The 19,514-nt window shown below is 65.7% G+C and carries 17 protein-coding genes; 1 reads left to right on the top strand and 16 read right to left on the bottom strand.

Annotation, left to right across the window (positions count from 1 at the left end; genetic code table 11):
* Positions 1-9: 9 nt before the first annotated feature.
* From hisD to KHN96_RS17685, 16 genes are all read right to left on the bottom strand, one after another.
* Positions 10-1,338: a histidinol dehydrogenase gene (gene hisD / locus KHN96_RS17760; protein ID WP_045784998.1), complete on the bottom strand. Its 1,329-nt coding sequence runs from the start codon at positions 1,336-1,338 to the stop codon at positions 10-12.
* Positions 1,335-2,024: an ATP phosphoribosyltransferase gene (gene hisG / locus KHN96_RS17755; RefSeq protein WP_045784999.1), complete on the bottom strand. Its 690-nt coding sequence runs from the start codon at positions 2,022-2,024 to the stop codon at positions 1,335-1,337. The genes hisD and hisG overlap by 4 nt, the downstream gene beginning before the upstream one ends.
* 7 nt (positions 2,025-2,031) lie before the next feature.
* Positions 2,032-3,297, bottom strand: a complete 1,266-nt coding sequence (murA, locus tag KHN96_RS17750) for a UDP-N-acetylglucosamine 1-carboxyvinyltransferase (protein WP_062739466.1) — start codon at positions 3,295-3,297, stop codon at positions 2,032-2,034.
* 113 nt (positions 3,298-3,410) lie between these two features.
* A complete protein-coding gene (locus KHN96_RS17745; protein ID WP_062739465.1) occupies positions 3,411-3,647 on the bottom strand; it encodes a BolA family protein in 237 nt (78 codons plus the stop codon).
* Between the two features lie 59 nt (positions 3,648-3,706).
* Positions 3,707-4,495, bottom strand: coding sequence for an ABC transporter permease (locus KHN96_RS17740; protein ID WP_045785002.1), 789 nt, complete (start codon positions 4,493-4,495; stop codon positions 3,707-3,709).
* The gene (locus KHN96_RS17735) at positions 4,492-5,448 is read right to left on the bottom strand and encodes an ABC transporter ATP-binding protein (protein WP_045785003.1); all 957 of its coding nucleotides are present in this window, start codon (positions 5,446-5,448) and stop codon (positions 4,492-4,494) included. The genes KHN96_RS17740 and KHN96_RS17735 overlap by 4 nt, the downstream gene beginning before the upstream one ends.
* A gap of 246 nt (positions 5,449-5,694) precedes the next feature.
* A complete protein-coding gene (locus tag KHN96_RS17730; protein WP_045785004.1) occupies positions 5,695-6,006 on the bottom strand; it encodes an STAS domain-containing protein in 312 nt (103 codons plus the stop codon).
* Between the two features lie 66 nt (positions 6,007-6,072).
* A complete protein-coding gene (locus tag KHN96_RS17725) occupies positions 6,073-6,708 on the bottom strand; it encodes an MlaC/ttg2D family ABC transporter substrate-binding protein (RefSeq protein WP_062739464.1) in 636 nt (211 codons plus the stop codon).
* Positions 6,709-6,864: 156 nt separating this feature from the next.
* Entirely contained in the window at positions 6,865-7,677 is an 813-nt protein-coding gene (locus KHN96_RS17720) for an MlaA family lipoprotein (protein ID WP_045785006.1), read from the bottom strand.
* Positions 7,678-7,680: 3 nt separating this feature from the next.
* Positions 7,681-8,181: an outer membrane lipid asymmetry maintenance protein MlaD gene (mlaD, locus tag KHN96_RS17715; RefSeq protein ID WP_062739463.1), complete on the bottom strand. Its 501-nt coding sequence runs from the start codon at positions 8,179-8,181 to the stop codon at positions 7,681-7,683.
* A gap of 39 nt (positions 8,182-8,220) precedes the next feature.
* A complete protein-coding gene (gene mlaE / locus KHN96_RS17710; protein WP_045785008.1) occupies positions 8,221-8,988 on the bottom strand; it encodes a lipid asymmetry maintenance ABC transporter permease subunit MlaE in 768 nt (255 codons plus the stop codon).
* The gene (locus KHN96_RS17705; RefSeq protein ID WP_045785009.1) at positions 8,985-9,827 is read right to left on the bottom strand and encodes an ABC transporter ATP-binding protein; all 843 of its coding nucleotides are present in this window, start codon (positions 9,825-9,827) and stop codon (positions 8,985-8,987) included. The genes mlaE and KHN96_RS17705 overlap by 4 nt, the downstream gene beginning before the upstream one ends.
* Before the next feature lie 231 nt (positions 9,828-10,058).
* Positions 10,059-11,090 (bottom strand): tripartite tricarboxylate transporter substrate binding protein, encoded by a 1,032-nt coding sequence (locus tag KHN96_RS17700; protein ID WP_045785010.1) that lies wholly within the window; start codon positions 11,088-11,090, stop codon positions 10,059-10,061.
* A gap of 163 nt (positions 11,091-11,253) precedes the next feature.
* The gene (locus tag KHN96_RS17695; RefSeq protein ID WP_045785011.1) at positions 11,254-12,717 is read right to left on the bottom strand and encodes a glutamate synthase subunit beta; all 1,464 of its coding nucleotides are present in this window, start codon (positions 12,715-12,717) and stop codon (positions 11,254-11,256) included.
* Between the two features lie 120 nt (positions 12,718-12,837).
* Positions 12,838-17,559: a glutamate synthase-related protein gene (locus tag KHN96_RS17690; RefSeq protein WP_045785012.1), complete on the bottom strand. Its 4,722-nt coding sequence runs from the start codon at positions 17,557-17,559 to the stop codon at positions 12,838-12,840.
* A gap of 250 nt (positions 17,560-17,809) precedes the next feature.
* Entirely contained in the window at positions 17,810-18,535 is a 726-nt protein-coding gene (locus tag KHN96_RS17685; protein ID WP_062739462.1) for a transposase, read from the bottom strand.
* A 233-nt stretch (positions 18,536-18,768) separates the two neighbouring features.
* Between KHN96_RS17685 and KHN96_RS17680 the strand changes: the two genes are divergently transcribed.
* On the top strand, positions 18,769-19,443 hold the full coding sequence (locus KHN96_RS17680) for an OmpW/AlkL family protein (protein ID WP_045785014.1): 675 nt from the start codon (positions 18,769-18,771) through the stop codon (positions 19,441-19,443).
* Positions 19,444-19,514 lie beyond the last annotated feature (71 nt).

Raw genomic sequence — 19,514 nt, 5'->3', positions numbered from 1 at the left:
CGTCGGATGTTATTCGGATGCGGCGCGTTGCAAGCGGTATTCGGCGCTGCGGGCATGCGCCTGCAGGCCCTCGCCGTAGGCCAGCTCGGCAGCGATCTCCCCCAGCATCTGCGCACCGGCCTCGCTGACCTCGATCAGGCTCGAGCGCTTGATGAAGTCGTACACGCCCAGCGGCGACGAGAAGCGCGCCGTGCGCGAGGTCGGCAGCACGTGGTTCGGCCCCGCGCAGTAATCCCCCAGCGATTCGCTCGTGTACTTGCCGAGGAACATCGCCCCGGCGTGGCGGATGCGCTCGGCCCACTGGCGCGGGTTCTCGGCGGAGATCTCCAGATGCTCGGGCGCGATGTCGTTGGCGATGTCGCACGCCTCTTCCATGTCGCGCACCTTGATGAGCGCACCACGGCCCGACAGCGACTGGGCAATCACGCTCCGGCGCGGCATGTCTTCGAGCTGGCGGGTGATGCTGGCCTCCACCTGCGCGATGAACTCAGCGCTTGGGCACAGCAGGATCGACTGCGCGAGCTCGTCGTGCTCGGCCTGGGAAAACAGGTCCATCGCCACCCAATCCGGTTCGGTCGTGCCATCGCAGATCACGAGGATTTCCGACGGGCCGGCGATCATGTCGATGCCCACGGTGCCGAACACGCGGCGCTTGGCGGCCGCCACGTACGCGTTGCCAGGGCCGACGATCTTGTCGACGGCGGGGACGGTCTCCGTACCGTAAGCGAGCGCCCCCACGGCCTGCGCGCCGCCGATGGTGAAGACGCGGTCCACGCCAGCGATGCAGGCCGCGGCCAGGACGAGGTCATTGCGCACGCCGCCCGGCGTCGGCACCACCATGATGATTTCCTTGACGCCAGCCACGCGTGCCGGGATCGCGTTCATCAGCACCGACGAGGGATACGCAGCCTTGCCGCCCGGCACGTAGATGCCCACGCGATCCAGCGGCGTGACCTTCTGGCCGAGCACCGTGCCATCGGCTTCGGCATATTCCCAGCTGTGCGTGCCGCACTCGAGCTTCTGCTTCTCGTGGTAGGCGCGCACGCGAGCAGCCGCGGCTTCCAGGGCGGCGCGGCGCTTGGGTTCCAGGCCGTCCAGCGCGGCCTGCAGCACGGTGGGCGACAGTTCCAGCGCCGCCAGGCTCTCGGCTTCGATGCGGTCGAAGCGGCGCGTGGCATCCAGCACGGCGGCGTCGCCGCGCGCCTTCACGTCGGCCAGGATCTGCGCCGCGGCGCGGTCGATGGCTTCGTCTTCGCTCGCCTCGAAGGCGAGTACCTGGCGCAGTTGCGCCGCGAATCCGGCGTCGGCCGAATCCAGCTTACGGATGGTCAGGCTCATGCGGGTTCCCCAACGCGCTCGCCCTGGGCGGAGGCGCGGTCAAAAGCGTCGAGGATCGGCGCCAGCCGCTCGCGCTTCAACTTCAGCGCAGCCTGGTTGACGACGAGCCGGGACGAGATCTGCACGATCTCCTCCACCTCGACGAGGTTGTTCGCGCGCAGCGTGCCGCCCGTGCTGACCAGGTCGACGATGGCGTCGGCCAGGCCCACCAGCGGGCCCAGCTCCATCGAGCCATACAGCTTGATCAGGTCGACGTGCACGCCCTTCTTGGCGAAGTGCTCGCGCGCGGTATTCAGATACTTCGTCGCCACGGCCAGGCGCGCCCCCTGGCGCACCGCATTGGCGTAATCGAAGCCCTTGGGCACCGCCACCGACATGCGGCAGCGGGCGATGTTCAGATCGATGGGCGCATACAGGCCCGCCATCCCGTGCTCCATCAGCACGTCGCGGCCGGCCACGCCGAAATCTGCGGCACCGTACTGGACATACGTCGGCACGTCGGAGGCCCGCACGATGATCACGCGCAGCGCCGGGTCCGACGTCGGCAGGATCAGCTTGCGCGAGGTTTCCGGGTCTTCGGTCACCTCGATGCCGGCCGCCTTCAGCAGCGGCAGCGTCTCTTCAAAGATGCGCCCCTTGGAGAGCGCCAGCGTGAGCTGGTTGGAAGCGGACTGGAATGCGTTCATGGCGGGCTTAACCCTGGATACGGCGGATCTTGGCGCCAACGGCGGAGAGCTTGTCTTCGATGCGGTCGTAGCCACGATCGAGGTGATAGATGCGATCGACCAGCGTCTCGCCCTGCGCCACCAGGCCGGCAATCACCAGGCTCGCGGAGGCACGCAGGTCGGTCGCCATGACGGTCGCGCCCGACAGTTGCTCGACGCCGGTCACCACCGCCGTCTTGCCCTCGATGACGATGTTGGCGCCCAGGCGGTTGAGCTCCTGCACGTGCATGAAGCGGTTCTCGAAGATGGTCTCCGTCACCGTCGCCGAACCTTCGGCAATGGCGTTGAGCATCATGAACTGCGCCTGCATGTCGGTCGGAAACGCCGGGTACTCGGACGTGCGGAAGCTCACGGCCTTCGGGCGGCCGGTCATCTGCACGCGGATCCAGTCCTCCCCGGTGGTGAGCGTCACGCCCGCCTCGCGCAGCTTGTCGAGCACCGCATCGAGGATGCCTGGCGGCACGTCGCGCAGCGTCACGTCACCGCCGGCGGCGGCCACGGCGCACAGGAAGGTGCCGGCCTCGATGCGGTCGGCGATCACGGTGTGCTGCGCACCGCGCAGCGCTTCGACACCTTGAATCACCAGGCGATCGGTGCCGATGCCCTCGATGCGCGCACCCATCTTCACCAGCAGGTTGGCAAGGTCGGTCACCTCGGGCTCGCGTGCGGCATTTTCCAGCACGGTTTCGCCATCGGCCAGTGCGGCGGCCATCAGTAGGTTTTCAGTGCCCGTGACCGTCACCATGTCGGTGACGATGCGCGCGCCGCGCAGGCGCTTGGCGCCGTTGGCCAGCTTGGCTTCGATGTAGCCGTGCTCGATGACGATCTCGGCCCCCATCTGCTGCAGGCCCTTGATGTGCTGATCGACCGGACGCGCCCCGATGCCGCAGCCGCCCGGCAGCGACACACGTGCGTGGCCGAAGCGGGCCAGGAGCGGCCCCAGCACCAGGATCGAGGCGCGCATGGTCTTCACGAGATCGTACGGGGCTTCCGGCGTGTGGATGGTGCCCGCGTCGAGCGTCACGTCGTGGCCGTTCTGCGTGCCTTCGACGCCCATCTGCCGGAGCAGCTTGAGCATCGTGCGCACGTCCTGCAGGTTGGGCACGTTGTGCAGCACCAGCGGCTCGGGCGTCAGCAGCGCAGCACACATGATGGGCAGCGCAGCGTTCTTGGCGCCGGAGACACGGATTTCGCCCGACAGCGGGCCATTGCCTTCGATCAGCAGTTTGTCCATGAGCGAGACGTCTCGTCGTGCGGGGCGCTCTGCGAGCGCGGAATCGGGAACAGCAGCGGAAACAGCAGCGGAATCGGGATCAGCGACAACAGCCGTGGGATCGAGCTCGGCCATCAGGATTTCCACTCCGCCGGCGTCAGCGTCTTCATGGACAACGCATGGATTTCCGCACGCATGCGGTCGCCCAGCGCCGCGTACACGAGCTGATGGCGCTGGATCAGACGCTTGCCTTCAAACTGCGCGCTGACAATGGTGGCAAAGAAATGCTGCCCGTCGCCCTCGACTTCGAGGTGGTCGCACGGCAGGCCGGTTTGGATGTACTGCTTGACTTGTTCGGGTGTGGGCAACATGGCCGTCCCTTCTCCTGCAAAACGTTAGGGTGAGCGTCGTTCGTTTTGTTATCGACGCGTCAATGGCGCAGCTTGTAGCCCGTGCGCAGCATGTGCAGGGCAATCCCCCCCACCACGACCAGCGCGATCAGCATCACGCCGAGGCTCGTCGCCACCGGCACGTCGGACACGCCGAAGAAGCCGTAGCGGAAGCCGTCGATCATGTAGAAGAACGGGTTGGCGTGGGACACCGCCTGCCAGAACGGCGGCAGCGAATGAATCGAGTAGAACACGCCCGCCAGGAAGGTGGCCGGCACGATCAGAAAGTTCTGGAATGCCGCGAGCTGGTCGAACTTCTCGGCCCAGATGCCGGCAATCAGTCCGAGCGTGCCGAGCACCGCCGCGCCCAGCACGGCAAACACGATGATCCACAGCGGTTGCGCGAAGTGCAGGTGCGCAAACCACGTCGTCACCAGCAACACGCCCGCGCCCACGGCCAGGCCACGGATGACGGACGCACACACGTACGCGCCGAACATCTCCCAGTGCGAGAGCGGCGGCAGCATGATGAACACGAGATTGCCGGTGATCTTCGACTGGATGAGCGACGACGAGCTGTTCGCAAACGCGTTCTGCAGCACGCTCATCATCACCAGGCCCGGCACCAGGAAGGCGGTGTAGCTCAGCTGGTCGAACACCTTGACCCGGTCTTCCAGCACGTGGCCGAAGATCAGCAGATACAGCAGCGCGGTCAGCACCGGCGCGGCCACGGTCTGGAAGCTCACCTTCCAGAAGCGCAGCACCTCCTTGTACAGCAGCGTGCGGAAGCCGACCCAGCGGCCCGGCAGGCTTTCGGGGATGGCGTTCATGCGGCGGGCTCCAGCGCGGTTTCGGGTGTTTGCGGCACGGCAGGGATACCACCCTCGCGGCGCATGATCTGTACAAACACGTCTTCGAGGTCGGCCTTGGCGATTTCCATGTCGTCGATCTCGCAGCCTGCCTGACGGCAGGTGGAGAGGATCTGCTCGACCTCGCCGTAGCCCGACAGGCGCAAGCGCACGCCGCGCTCGCCATGGTTGCCGGGCAGGCGCAGGCCTTCGAGCGAAGCCGGCAGCGCACCGCGCGAGAAGCTGAGCACCAGTTGCAGACCGGCAAATTGCGACAGCAGATTGGCCGTGCGATCGAGCGCCACCACCTCGCCAAACTTGAGCATGGCAATGCGGTCGCACAGGGACTCGGCCTCTTCGAGATAGTGCGTAGTCAGCACGACCGTGTGGCCTTCCCGGTTCAGGCGCGAGATGAACTTCCACAGCGTCTGGCGCAGTTCGACGTCCACGCCGGCGGTGGGCTCGTCCAGCACGATGACAGGCGGACGGTGCACCAATGCCTGCGCCACCAGCACACGGCGCTTCATGCCGCCCGAAAGCGCACGCATGTTGGCGTCGGCCTTGCTGGTGAGGTCCAGGTTGGCCATGACCTCGTCGATCCAGTCGTCGTTCTTGGTCAGGCCGAAATAGCCCGACTGCAGGCGCAGCGTCTCGCGCACCGTGAAGAACGGGTCGAACACCAGTTCCTGCGGTACCACACCGAGCTTGCGGCGCGCCGTGCGGTAGTCGGAGACGACGTCGTGACCGAGCACCCGCACGCTTCCGGAGTCCGCGCGATTCAGCCCGGCGAGGATGGAGATCAGCGTGGTCTTGCCCGCGCCGTTGGGGCCAAGCAGGCCGAAAAACTCGCCCTGCTCGACAGACAGGCTCACGCCCTTGAGCGCTTGCAACGATTTGTAGCGCTTGCGGACGTCAGCGATTTCGATGGCTTTCATGGCCGACAAAGTGAACTACCCTGCGCATATCCGGCTCGCAGGTCGACGTGGCGACCGCGGCCCGGGTGCCACACGCGGCGGCGGCAGAGCGACAAACCCAGAATTATAGGGGAACTGCACCAAGAGACTGCGGCGCGGCAAACGGCGCCGGCCGGATGCCCGGAACGCACGCGGCGCCCGGCGCGGAGCGCGGCATCGCGATGTCGGGTGGCGGGAATGACCCCGCGCCTCGCACCGGACGCCGCCTCAATGTCGTACGTGGGGGTGGGTTGCGGCTGCCGGCGCCATCGCCAGCAGGGATTCGACGCCGTAGAGCGTCGCAAGATTGGAAAGCGCTTCCGGCGCGCCTGCGATATCGAGCGCGATGCCGTGCGCCCGGGCCGTCCGCTGCCAGGACAGCAGGACCGCCACGGCGGAGGAGTCGACCTGCGACAGCCCCGCGCAGTCGATACGCAGGGCTGCCATGCCGGCCTCGCGCGCCCGGCCGAGCTGCGCCTCGCCCTCGCGCAGAACGCGCGGCGCTTCGCGATGGGTCAGCGGGCCGGACAAGGTCAACATGGTCGAAGTCAGAAAAAGAAACAGCGGCCAGACTTGACCGCTGCGTCGATTCTACCGGAAGGCCGCTTACTTCGCCGGGCGCTTTTCGAGCTGCGCGTTGCGCTCGTTCAGGAAGCTGACCAGCCCGGCAACGCCGCCGCGCTTGCTGATGACGTCGGCAAACTGGTTCTTGTACGTCTCCGACAGCCACAGGCCGCTGATGTTGATGTCGTAGACCTTCCAGCCATTGGCGGTCTTCTCGAGGCGATAGTCCAGGGCGACCGGCTCGCCGTTGTTGTTCACGGTCGAACGGACCACCACGTCGGTGTCGTCGGCCGCGGCGCGGAACGGCTTGTACGTGACCGTCTGGTTCTTCACGTTCGACAGCGCGCCCGCGTAGGTGCGGATCAGCAGGGTCTTGAAGCCCTCCTGAATCTGCTGCTGCTGCTCCGGCGTCGCCTGGTTCCAGAAGCGGCCCATGGCGATCTGCGTCGTGCGCTTGAAGTCGGCACGCGGCACGATCTTGTCGTCCACGAGTTGGAAGACTTTGGCCATGTTGCCGCTGCGCAGCTCCGGGTCATTCTTGATGGTGGTCAGCACGTCGTCCACGGCGGCTTTGACGGTGGCCTGGGCGTCCGCTTCCTGGGCATGGACAGGTGCGGCAGCCACGGCTGCCGTCAGCGTGAGGCCGGCAAACACGGAGCGGAGAACTTTCTTCAACATAGTCGCGTCCTTCTGATGTGATCTTGGTTTCGCCTGCAGCGTCGTCGCTGCGCTTGTGCTGGCCGTTAGAACAGGCGGCCTCCAGCCGGGTTCGCGCTGCACCGGCGGGTTTTACGGCTTGTCACCATTGAGGCGACATTGTTACGAAGGCCGCCGTCAGCGGCGGAAAATCGGCCAATTGGGGGTGAGGCGCCGCGACGGCGATACCGTCCCGCTGCCGCCCCCCTGCGCGTCGCCATCGGCCTTCGCGCCCTCGCCGTCTTCAGGCAGATTGCCGTCGTAGATCAGGTAACGCCGGCGCTGCAGATACGCATCGCGCATGAAGGTGTACTTATCCACGGCGGCGTCCTCGAGCACGTTGCTGGCGCCCAGCAGGCTGGCGCGCACGTCGACCACCCGCAGCGCGGCCAGCGAATACGTCACCGTGCCGTCGAAGTAAGTGAGGGGATCCAGTTGCCAGTCGACCAGGAACCCCGCCGTATCGCGCACGGTGCTCGGCCCCAGCAGTGGCCACACGATGTACGGACCGGCCGGCACGCCCCACACGCCAAGCGTCTGGCCGAAGTCTTCCTTGTGTTTGGGCAGGCCGGCGTCCGAGGCGATGTCGATCAGGCCGCCCAGGCCGAACACGGTGTTGATGGCCACGCGCATGGTGTCTTCCAGCGCAGCCGTGCCCTTGAACTGCAGCAGGTTGTTGACGGCCGAGTAGACGTCGCCCGCGTTCGAGAAGAAATTCGACACGGCCGTACGCGCCGGGGACGGCACCACGTCAACGTACGTTTGCGCGACCGGCTTCAGTACGCCCTTGTCGAAGTCTTCGTTGATGCGGAAGACCTCGCGGTTGAACGGCTCGATCGGGTCGGCCGGATTGGCGTTCGGGCCGGTGGCACAGCCCGCCAGCAAGGCGGTGCCGGCCGCCACGGCCAGCGCAAGACTGCGCAGCGTGCGGATGGATGTTGTTGTTTTCATGGTTTATTGACTCCCAGTGCCCACGGCGGGCTTGGTGCCGCCTGCCCCTGCATCGGCCGCCTTGCTGTAGAGGAACTGGCTGATGAGGTTCTCGAGCACCACGGCCGACTGCGTCATGGTGATCTTGTTGCCATTGGCGAGCATCGCCGAGTCGCCACCGGGCTCGATCCCGATGTACTGCTCGCCGAGCAGCCCCGAGGTCAGAATCTTGGCCGAGCTGTCCTTCGGAAACTGGTAGCGCTGGTCCATGTCGAGCACGGCGACAGCCTGGTAGCTCTTGTCGTCGAACAGGATCTGCGACACGCGGCCGACCACCACACCCGCGCTCTTGACCGGGGCCCGCACCTTCAGGCCGCCGATGTTGTCGAACGATGCTTTCACCTGATAAGTCTTGGCAAACGAGAACGCGCTCATGTTGCCGGCCTTGAGCGCCAGGAACAGCAGCGCCACGATGCCTACCAGCACAAACAGTCCGACCCAGAAATCGAGGAGGCTCTTACGCATGATCTTTTTCTCTTTGAACGGCCGCCATGTGGCGGCGGCTTAGCTGAACATCAGCGCCGTCAGCACGAAGTCCAGCGCCAGCACGGCCAGCGACGCGATCACCACCGTCCGCGTGGTCGCACGCGACACGCCCTCGGGCGTCGCCTTGGCCTCGTAGCCCTGGAACAGCGCGATGAAGGTCACGGCCACGCCGAACACCACACTCTTGATGACGCCGTTGAGCACGTCGTCCACCACATCCACGCCGGCCTGCATCTGCGACCAGAACGCGCCGGCATCCACGCCGATCAGGCCCACGCCGACAAAGTATCCACCCAGAATGCCGACCGCGCTGAAGATCGCAGCCAGCAGCGGCATGGCAATGAACCCGGCCCAGAAACGCGGCGCCAGCACACGGGCCAGCGGGTCCACGGCCATCATTTCCATGGCGATCAGCTGCTCGCCGGCTTTCATGAGGCCGATTTCGGCCGTGAGCGACGTACCGGCCCGGCCGGCAAACAGCAGCGCCGTCACCACGGGGCCCAGTTCGCGCACCAGCGACAGCGCCACCAGTAAGCCCAGGGCCTGCTCGGAGCCATAGCGATTCAGCGTGTAATAGCCCTGCAATCCCAGCACGAAGCCGACGAAGAGGCCCGATACCGCAATGATGATGAACGAATCGTTGCCGATGAAGCGCAGTTGCTCGATCACCAGGCGCGGGCGGCGCAGCACGTCGCCGGATGCGGCGAACATGGCCAGCAGCATGCGGGCGCCGTAGCCGAGACGACTGATCAGCGTGCGGACGAGAAAGCCGATGGTCGAGATCATCGCCCACCTCCGTTCGCCGCATCCTGGCCGAGGCCGAAATCGTCAGCCAGCGGCACCCCCGGGTAGTGGAACGGCACCGGGCCGTCGGCCTGGCCGTGCACGAACTGGCGCACGAACGGGTCCGTCGAGGCGGTCAGCTCGGCCGGCGTGCCCTCGGCGGCAATGCCGCCGTTGGCGATGAAGTAGACGTAGTCCGCAATATGGAACGTTTCCTGCACATCGTGCGAGACGATGATGCTCGTTGCGCCCAGGGCGTCGTTCAGCTTGCGGATGAGCGAGGCGGTCAGGCCCAGCGAGATCGGATCAAGCCCGGCGAACGGCTCGTCGTAGAGGATGATCGACGGGTCCAGCGCGATCGCGCGGGCCAGCGCCACGCGCCGGGCCATGCCGCCGGAAATCTGGGCGGGCATGAGGTCGCGCGCGCCGCGCAGGCCGACGGCGTTGAGCTTCATCAGCACGAGATCGCGGATGAGGGGCTCGGGCAGCTTGGTGTGTTCGCGCAGCGGAAATGCCACATTGTCGAACACGGACATATCGGTAAACAGCGCCCCGAACTGGAACAGCATGCCCATCTGGCGGCGCACGGCGTACAGCGCAGGCTTGTCCAATGCGCCGATGTCCTGGCCGAGCACGCGCACGGTGCCCGCCGCTGCGCCGACCTGCCCGCCGATCAATCGCAGGATCGTGGTCTTGCCGCAACCTGAGCCGCCCATGACAGCCACCACGCTGCCCTTGGGCACGCGCATGCACAGGCCGGACAGGATGCGCCGCTCGCCTGGCTGGTAGGCGAAATCGACCTGATCGAGTTCGACAACGGCGTTGGGAGTCTGGCTGGACACGGATATTGTCGGCTGAGGGCTCGGCGGATTGGCGGCTTTGGCTCGCCGCATCTTGTTCTCTTGGTGCCGCGCTGGCTTGCGACGCGGCCCGCCATTATAGGTGGAAACCCGCGTAGCCCGTCAGTCACGCCATGCTTACCGACAGTTTGTGTGGCTTGCGTGCCGCGCTCGCTGCGCTGGCCTTGCAGGTGGCTGAGGGCGCACTGTCGGCGCAGGCCGATTCCTTTGCGTTCATTCGCCGCTGTCGAGTCGCAGATCGGCGTGCCGGATCACCGCCTGCCAGTGGGCGGCGTCGCTGCGCACGGTCTGGGTAAAAGTGTCCGGCCCGTCCCATTCCGGCTCGAAGCCGCCAGCGCGCAGTGTCGCGCCCACGTCTACCGAACGGACCGCGCGGCGCAGTTCGGCCGCAGCCCGCACGGCAAGCAGCCGCGGCGTGCGCGCCGGCATGAAGGCGCCGATCCATGCACTGCGGTCGAACCCCGCCAAGCCGCCCTCGCGCAACGTCGGGACGGCGGGCGCAAACCGCGACCGCACGCCGCCCGTTACGCCCACCAGCCGCAGTTGCCCACTGGCGGCGGCCGCCGCCACGCTCGGATAGCACGCAAAGCAGGCCGCCATCCGCCCTGCGAGGACTTGCTGGACGAGCCCCGCCTCGCCGCGGACGGCCACATGCGGCGCGTGAAAGGCGTAGTCCCGGACAAACTGCTCGGCAACGAGGTGGGACCACGTGCCAAGCACGTCCGACCCGCAATTGACGGTGACGGTTTCAGCACGCGCCCGTGCCAGGAGATCGGTGATGGTGTGGATCGGCAACCGCGCGTCGACCGCCAGGAACAACGGCAGCGCCGCCACCATCGCCACGGGCTGGAAGTCGCGCAGCGGATCATAGGACGCCGCTTCAAGCGCAGGCTGGGCGACAAACGTCGTCTGCTGAAGCAGCAGGGTGTGGCCGTCCGACGGGGCACGGGCCACCGCCTCGCCGGCCGCCATGCCATTGGCGGCGGGCCGGTCTTCCACACCGACGGGGCGGCCGACCTGCTGCTGCAACTGCGCGGCCAACGCCCGCGCCAGCGCATCAAACGCGCTGCCCTCGGCTGACGGCACCACGAAACGCAGCGACTGAGACGGATAGCCCTGCAGCAACGCATGGGCGGGCAACGCCAGCGACGCCGACAGCGCAGCGAGCGACGCCACGACGCACCGCCGCCGCGCATCGGGCGCTTCGGAAACAGTGACGGACGCATGGCGGGCGCGCATTCGCATCGAAGAAGACGGGGCCGGGGAAATTGCATTCTAGAAATCGGCGCGTCCGCCCTGCACCCATGTAAACCATGTCGATGTAAACCATGAAGCCGCCGACCGCCAAAGAAAAAGGCCCGCCAAGGCGAGCCTTGGGGGCCTGGGGTCAGCCGGTCGAACGGCGTGGTCAGCGCGGCAGTTCCGAGTGCCCCATGAGGAACGCGTCCACCGAGCGCGCAGCCTGCCGGCCTTCGCGGATGGCCCACACGACCAGCGACTGGCCACGGCGCACGTCACCGGCGGCAAACACCTTCGGCACGTTGGTCGCGTAGGCGTTGTCGCCTTCGGTGGAGGCGCGTGCGTTGTTGCGCGCATCCTTGGTCACGCCGAAGGCGTCCAGCACGCCGCCGACCGGGTTGGTAAAGCCCATCGCCAGCAGCACGAGGTCGGCCTTGAGCGTAAACTCGCTGCCTTCGATCTCGCTCATCTTGCCGTCCTTCCATTCGAGGCGGACTGCCTTGAGGGCCGTCACGCGGCCGTTCTCGCCGATGAGCTCCTTGGTGGCGACCGACCAGTCGCGCTCGCAACCCTCGTCGTGCGACGACGACGTGCGCAGCTTGATCGGCCAGTACGGCCACACCAGCGGCTTGTTCTCTTCTTCGGGCGGGCGCGGCAGCAGCTCGAACTGCGTGACCGACGCGGCGCCATGGCGGTTGGACGTGCCCACGCAGTCCGAACCCGTATCGCCGCCGCCGATCACGATGACGTGCTTGCCATCCGCGCGGATCGGGTTCGGCGCGTCGCCGGCCACCTCCTTGTTCTGCGGGATCAGGAATTCCAGGGCGTAGTGCACGCCATCCAGATCACGGCCCGGCACCGGCAGATCGCGCGGCACTTCCGAACCGCCCGTCAGCACGACGGCGTCGAACTGCTTGAGGATGTCGTCGGCGGAGATCATCTCGCGCGCGTCGTTGCAGATGCCTGCCGGAACCGTCTTGTCGCCGACGATGACGCCGGTGCGGAACGTCACGCCCTCGGCTTCCATCTGCTGCATGCGGCGGTCGATGTGCGCCTTCTCCAGCTTGAAGTCGGGGATGCCGTAGCGCAGCAGGCCGCCGATGCGGTCGTTCTTTTCGAACACCGTCACGTCATGGCCGGCGCGCGCCAGTTGCTGCGCAGCGGCCAGGCCGGCGGGGCCCGAGCCGACCACGGCGACGGTCTTGCCGGTCTTGTGCTTCGGCACCTGCGGCGCCACCCAGCCCTCTTCCCAGGCCTTGTCGATGATGGCGTGCTCGATCGACTTGATGCCGACCGGCAGCTCGTTGATGCCCAGCGTGCAGGCCGCCTCGCACGGTGCAGGGCAGATGCGGCCCGTGAACTCGGGGAAGTTGTTGGTCGAGTGCAGCACCTCGATCGCCGTCTTCCAGTCCTGGCGGTACACCAGGTCGTTGAAGTCCGGGATGATGTTGTTGACCGGGCAGCCGTTGTTGCAGAACGGGATGCCGCAGTCCATGCAGCGCGCGCCCTGGATCTTGGCTTCGTTGTCCGCCAGTGCGAACACGAACTCCTTGTAATGCTTCACGCGCGCTTCGGGCGCTTCGTATGCCTCGTTCTGGCGGGGAAATTCGAGAAAACCGGTCGCCTTGCCCATGGTGTCCTTCCTGACCCGATGCACGCGTGCATCGGATCGTCGTATCAGTTGCGTTGTATTCGGTGGCGGCGGACGGCGGATCACCGAAGATCCGTCATCCGCCTGGTCGCTGGATCAGGCTCAAGCCGCGATTTGCTCGCGACCGGCTTCCTGTTCGCGTTCGTACATCTCGGCCAGCGCGCGCTTGTACTCGGTCGGGAAGACCTTGACGAAGCGGCGGCGTGCGTTGGTCCAGTCGGCCAGCAGTTCCTTGGCGCGCTCGGAGCCGGTGTAGCGGAAGTGCTTTTCCACCAGCGCCTTGAGGAGCTGCTCGTCGAGCACGCGCTCGCCACCGACCTTGTGCCAGGTCGCAGGCGTGTGCGCCTTCTCCTGGTCTGCCGCCGACAGTACGGATTCCAGCGCGACCTGCGCCGTGTTGCAGCGCTTGTCGAACAGGCCGTCCTCGTCATAGACGTAGGCCACGCCACCGGACATGCCCGCCGCAAAGTTGCGGCCGGTCGCGCCCAGCACGACGACAGTGCCGCCGGTCATGTACTCGCAGCCGTGATCGCCCGTGCCCTCCACCACCGTGGTGGCGCCGGAGTTGCGCACGGCGAAGCGTTCGCCGGCCACGCCGTTGAAGAAGGCTTCGCCGGCCAGCGCGCCGTACAGCACCGTGTTCCCGACGATGATGTTCGACGTCGGCTCACCGCGGAATTCGTGCGGCGGGCGCACGATCACACGACCGCCCGACAGGCCCTTGCCGACGTAGTCGTTGGCGTCGCCCACAAGGTCCAGCGTGATGCCGTGGGCCAGGAAGGCGCCAAACGACTGGCCCGCCGTCCCCTGCATCTGGATGTGGATCGAATCGTCCGGCAGGCCTTCATGGCCGTAGCGCTTGGCCACCTCGCCCGACAGCATCGCGCCCACGGTGCGGTTGACGTTGCGCACCGGCTGGATGAACGACACACGTTCGCCCTTCTCCAGCGCAGCCTTGGCCTTCTCGATGAGCTGGTGATCCAGCGCACGATCGAGACCGTGGTCCTGCACGTCAACCTGGTAGCACGGCTCGCCTTCCTTCTTCGCCGGCTGATAGAAGATGCGCGTGAAGTCCAGGCCGCGCGCTTTCCAATGTTCGATGCCGGCCTTCGTGTCGAGCAGGTCGGCGCGGCCGATCAGCTCGTTGAAGGTGCGGATGCCCAGCTGCGCCATGATCTCGCGCACTTCTTCAGCAACGAAGAAGAAGTAGTTCACCACGTGCTCGGGCTTGCCCGAGAACTTCTTGCGCAGCACCGGATCCTGCGTCGCCACGCCCACCGGGCACGTGTTCAGGTGGCACTTGCGCATCATGATGCAGCCCTCGACCACCAGCGGCGCGGTCGCGAAGCCGAATTCATCCGCGCCCAGCAGCGCGCCGATCACGACGTCGCGGCCAGTCTTCATCTGGCCGTCCGCCTGCACGCGGATGCGGTTGCGCAGGCCGTTGAGCATCAGCGTCTGCTGCGTCTCGGCCAGGCCCAGCTCCCACGGCGTGCCGGCGTGCTTGATCGACGACCACGGCGAAGCGCCCGTGCCGCCGTCATGGCCGGCGATCACCACGTGGTCGGCCTTGGCCTTGGCGACACCTGCGGCCACCGTGCCCACGCCGACTTCCGAAACGAGCTTGACCGACACGTCCGCGCGCGGGTTCACGTTCTTCAGGTCGTGGATCAACTGCGCCAGGTCTTCGATGGAGTAGATGTCGTGGTGCGGCGGGGGCGAGATCAGGCCCACGCCCGGCACCGAGTAACGCAGCTTGCCGATGTAGTCCGTCACCTTGTGGCCGGGCAACTGACCACCCTCGCCGGGCTTGGCACCTTGGGCCATCTTGATCTGGATCTGATCGGCAGACGCCAGGTACTCGGCCGTCACGCCAAAGCGGCCCGAGGCCACCTGCTTGATCTTCGAGCGCAGCGAATCGCCTTCCTGCAGTTCGAGATCGCGCTCGACCACTTCGCGGCCGATCACGTCCGACAGCTTGGTGCCCTGCTTGATCGGGATGCCGCGCAGCTCGTTGCGGTAACGGCGCTCGTCTTCACCGCCCTCGCCCGTGTTCGACTTGCCGCCGATGCGGTTCATCGCCACGGCCAGCGTGGTATGCGCCTCGGTCGAGATCGAGCCGAGCGACATCGCGCCGGTGGCAAAGCGCTTGACGATCTCCTTGGCCGGCTCGACTTCTTCCAGCGGAATCGCGCGCGCCGGGTCCACCTTGAACTCGAACAGGCCGCGCAGCGTCATGTGGCGCTTGCTCTGGTCGTTGATGAGGTTCGCGTATTCCTTGTACGTCTGGTACGAATTCGCGCGGGTGGCGTGCTGCAGCTTGGCGATCGAATCCGGCGTCCACATGTGCTCTTCGCCGCGGATGCGGAAGGCGTATTCGCCGCCGGCGTCGAGCATGTTGGCCAGGACCGGCGCATCGCCAAAGGCGTCATGGTGCAGGCGCAGCGCTTCTTCGGCCACTTCGAAGATGCCGATGCCGCCCACGTTGGATGCCGTGCCGTGGAAGTACTTGTCCACCAGCTCGCGCGACAGGCCGATCGCCTCGAAGATCTGTGCACCGGTGTACGACATGTACGTCGAGATGCCCATCTTGGACATCACCTTCTGCAGGCCCTTGCCGATCGCCTTGATGAAGTTGTAGATCGCTTTGTCGGCGGTCAGGCCCAGGCCCGGGGCGAGCTCGGCCAGCGTTTCCATCGCGAGGTACGGATGCACGGCTTCGGCGCCGTAGCCGGCCAACAGCGCAAAGTGATGCACTTCGCGGGCCGAACCCGTCTCGACCACCAGACCGGTGCTCGTGCGCAGGCCCTTCTCCACCAGGTGATGGTGGATGGCCGACGTGGCGAGCAACGCCGGAATCGCGACCTGCTTTTCGTCCACGCCGCGGTCCGACACGATCAGGATGTTGTAGCCCGACTTGACCGCATCGACGGCTTCGGCGCACAGCGAGGCCAGGCGTGCTTCGATGCCTTCCTTGCCCCACGCGACCGGGTAGCAGATGTCCAGCTCGTAAGCCATGAACTTGCCGCCGGTGTAGTGCTCGATGTTGCGGATCTTCGCCATGTCCTTGAAGTCCAGCACGGGCTGGCTCACTTCAAGACGCATCGGCGGGTTGATGTTGTTCAGCTCGAGCAGGTTCGGCTTCGGCCCGATGAACGAGACGAGCGACATCACCACGTTTTCGCGGATGGGGTCGATCGGCGGGTTCGTGACCTGCGCGAACAGTTGCTTGAAGTAGTTGTAGAGCGTCTTGTTCTTGGAGGACAGCACGGCCAGCGGGCTGTCGTTGCCCATGGAGCCGGCGGCTTCTTCACCGTTGGCGGCCATCGGGGCCATCAGGAACTTGACGTCTTCCTGCGTGTAGGCGAAGGCCTGCTGGCGATCCAGCAGCTTGGCGGCCGGCTTGGTTTCGGCCGCCACGTCTTCCGGCTTGGCTTCCAGCTCGTCGAGCTTGATGCGCACGGCATCGATCCAGCTCTTGTACGGCTTGGCATTGGCCAGGTTGTCCTTGAGCTCTTTGTCGTCGATGATGCGGCCCTGCTCCATGTCGATCAGGAACATCTTGCCCGGCTGCAGGCGCCACTTCTTGACGATGCGGGACTCGGGAATCGGCAGCACGCCGGCTTCGGACGCCATCACGACCATGTCGTCGTCGGTGACGTAATAGCGCGCCGGACGCAAGCCGTTACGGTCGAGCGTTGCACCGATCTGGCGGCCGTCGGTAAAGCAGATGGCGGCGGGGCCGTCCCACGGCTCCATCATTGCAGCGTGGTATTCGTAGAAGGCGCGACGGTTGTCGTCCATCAGCGTGTGCTGTTCCCACGCTTCCGGAATCATCATCATCATCGCCTGGGCCAGCGGATAGCCGGCCATCGTCAGCAGTTCGAGACAGTTGTCGAACGATGCCGTGTCGGATTGGCCCGGATAGATCAGCGGCCACAGCTTCGGCAGATCATCGCCCAGCACCGGCGACGAGATGCCGCCCGTACGCGCGTTGATCCAGTTGACGTTGCCCTTGACGGTGTTGATTTCGCCGTTGTGCGCGACCATGCGGTACGGGTGCGCCAGTTCCCATGCAGGGAACGTGTTGGTCGAGAAACGCTGGTGCACCAGCGCCAGCGCCGACACCGTGCGCGGGTCTGCCAGGTCCTGGTAGTAGCGGCCGACCTGTTCGCACAGAAGCAGGCCCTTGTAGACGATCGTGCGCGCCGACATCGACGGCACGAAGTATTCCTTGCCGTGCTTGAGCTTGAGCGCCTGGATGGCGTGGCTGGCGGTCTTGCGAATCACGTACAGCTTCCGCTCCAGCGCATCGGTGGTCATGATGTCGCGGCCGCGCCCGATGAAGATCTGGCGGATCACCGGCTCGGTCTTCTGCACCGTGGGCGACATCGGCATGGTCTTGTCGACCGGCACGTCGCGCCAACCCAGCACGACCTGGCCTTCCAGACGCACGGTGCGCTCAAGTTCCTGTTCGCAGGCGAGGCGCGAGGCATGTTCCTTCGGCAGAAAGATCATGCCGACGCCGTATTCGCCGGCCGGCGGCAGGTTGATGCCCTGCTTGGCCATCTCTTCGCGGAAGAACTGATCGGGAATCTGCAGCAGGATGCCTGCCCCGTCGCCCATCAGGGGGTCGGCACCGACAGCGCCCCGGTGGTCGAGGTTGTGCAGGATGCGCAGCCCTTGCTGGACGATCTCGTGGCTTTTCTTGCCCTTGATGTGCGCGACGAAGCCGACGCCGCAAGCGTCGTGTTCATTGGTCGGGTCGTACAGACCCTGGGCCGACGGCGCCGAAGGCGCGATGGGGAAGGAGTGTTGTTCCACGGCGTTCTTCCGATGTTGTCGGTGCAGCTCGCCGTAGGCGGCCCTCTCGATGGTGCGGATGCGGGCAGAACAGCCAATGGCGCGCCGCACCATGAATGCGGGGTGAAACGAATATAAAAGAGCGGTCCGTAACACGCAAAAGGTTTTAAATGGGGTCGGATTAAATTAATAAATGCACACATGCGGTGCAGTCAAAAAAATGGGGACAGATCAAATTCGTGCACACGACTGTGCGCCCCATGCCCCGCGCCTATCGCGCCGACGTCGTGTCTTCCGCCTCCGGCTCGGCGGCCTGTCGGGGCGGTCTCCCCTTGGGCAGCGGCGCGACACGGCGCCCTCCGGTGCGCGCCAACGTAGCGAGAAAAGCATCGTTGCCGAGCGGCCAGCCGCTGTGCACGTGTTGACGGATCTTCGCGATCTGATCCGAACCCAGCCCCTCGTGCCACAGGGTCCGATAGCGCGACTGGCGCTCGAACGGTGTATTCCCAAGCCGCCAGTAGCAGTAGTGATCGCTCACCCACGGAATCGATTGAATGCCGACATGGTGTCGATACGTGCTCCACCGGTCTTCTTCCGGTGTGGCAACGAACCCGCCGCGTACGGCGTTCGATTCCACATACAACAGCATGGGCAGCACCCATTCGGCCGGATCCAGCACGGTGGAGCGGAAACGCCCCTCCCATAAAGTGCCGCTGCGCTGGGCCGCTGCATTGAAGTAGCGGGTATAGCGCCGCCCCACCGCCTGCAGCGTGCGCGACAGACTCTCTGCCACCTTGGGCGTTCCGACCAGGTGCACGTGATTCGGCATCAGCGCGAAGGCGTGGATTGCGAAATCGTGCTCGCGGGCGGCCATGCGAAGCGTGTCGAGGTAGAAGGCGTAGTCGTCGTCGCCGCGAAAGACGAGCTGGCGGTTGTTGCCGCGTTGCAACACGTGTACGGGCACATCGACCGGACTGAGACGAGGCAGGCGGGCCATGGGAAGAGCCGGAGGAGAAAACGCGTATCGTAGCGCCGCCCGCATGAACCTGTCCCCACTTTTTTGCTCGCAAACGCTTGCTACTGGACCGCTCACGAATTTGCGCACCGTCAAACCGGCTCGCGGTCCACAGGCGTGCGGCTGCGTCGACTTGATCGCGCGCAAATCGCGTAGGCAACCTCCCCGCGAGACTGGCACCCATCACATCACGAAACGATTGGAGGGAGCGATTCATGGCCTGCGTCCGCCTAGCCGCTGTTGTTGCCACCGCCGGGTTGCTGGCCGGCAGCCTGAGCTCAACCGCGCTTGCACAAAGCACCGACTTGCCGCCAGCCGCCGGCAACTGGATGGTGCGCCTGCGCGCTGTCAACCTGACCGCGGCCAACAAGTCCGACCCCGTGCCGGCGCTCGCCATTCCGGCAGATGCGATCCAGATCAACAACAAGGTGCTGCCGGAACTGGACGTCTCGTACTTCTTCACGCCGAATGTGGCAGCCGAGCTGATCCTGACGTATCCGCAACAGCATGACGTGACGGTCATGCAAAGCGCGCTCGGCGGCCCGACCAAGATCGGCAGCTTCCGCCATCTGCCGCCAATCCTGACGCTGCAGTATCACTTCACGCCCGCGTCGCGCTTCAAGCCGTATGTGGGCGCGGGCATCAACTACACGCGCATCTCAAACGTCGACCTTCACGTTCCGGGCGTCGGCAACTTGGACATGAGCAGGAACAGCATCGGCCCTGCGCTGCAGGTGGGTTTCGACTATCGCCTGACCGAGCGCCTGTACTTCAACGTCGACCTGAAGAAGACATGGATCAGCGCCGACGTGAAGCTGGCCGGGCAGACGATCAGCAAGGTGAAGGTCGACCCCTGGCTGCTGGGCATCGGGCTGGGGTATCGGTTCTGAGGGAGGCGGTCAGCGAACAGACACTGTCCTGATCGACTTTTCCGGCGTGCCGCAGGGGCCGTCGACGGCGG

This window comes from Ralstonia mannitolilytica (assembly GCF_905397375.1).
Lineage (GTDB): Bacteria > Pseudomonadota > Gammaproteobacteria > Burkholderiales > Burkholderiaceae > Ralstonia > Ralstonia mannitolilytica.
This window is presented reverse-complemented; position numbering and strand designations above follow the sequence as displayed.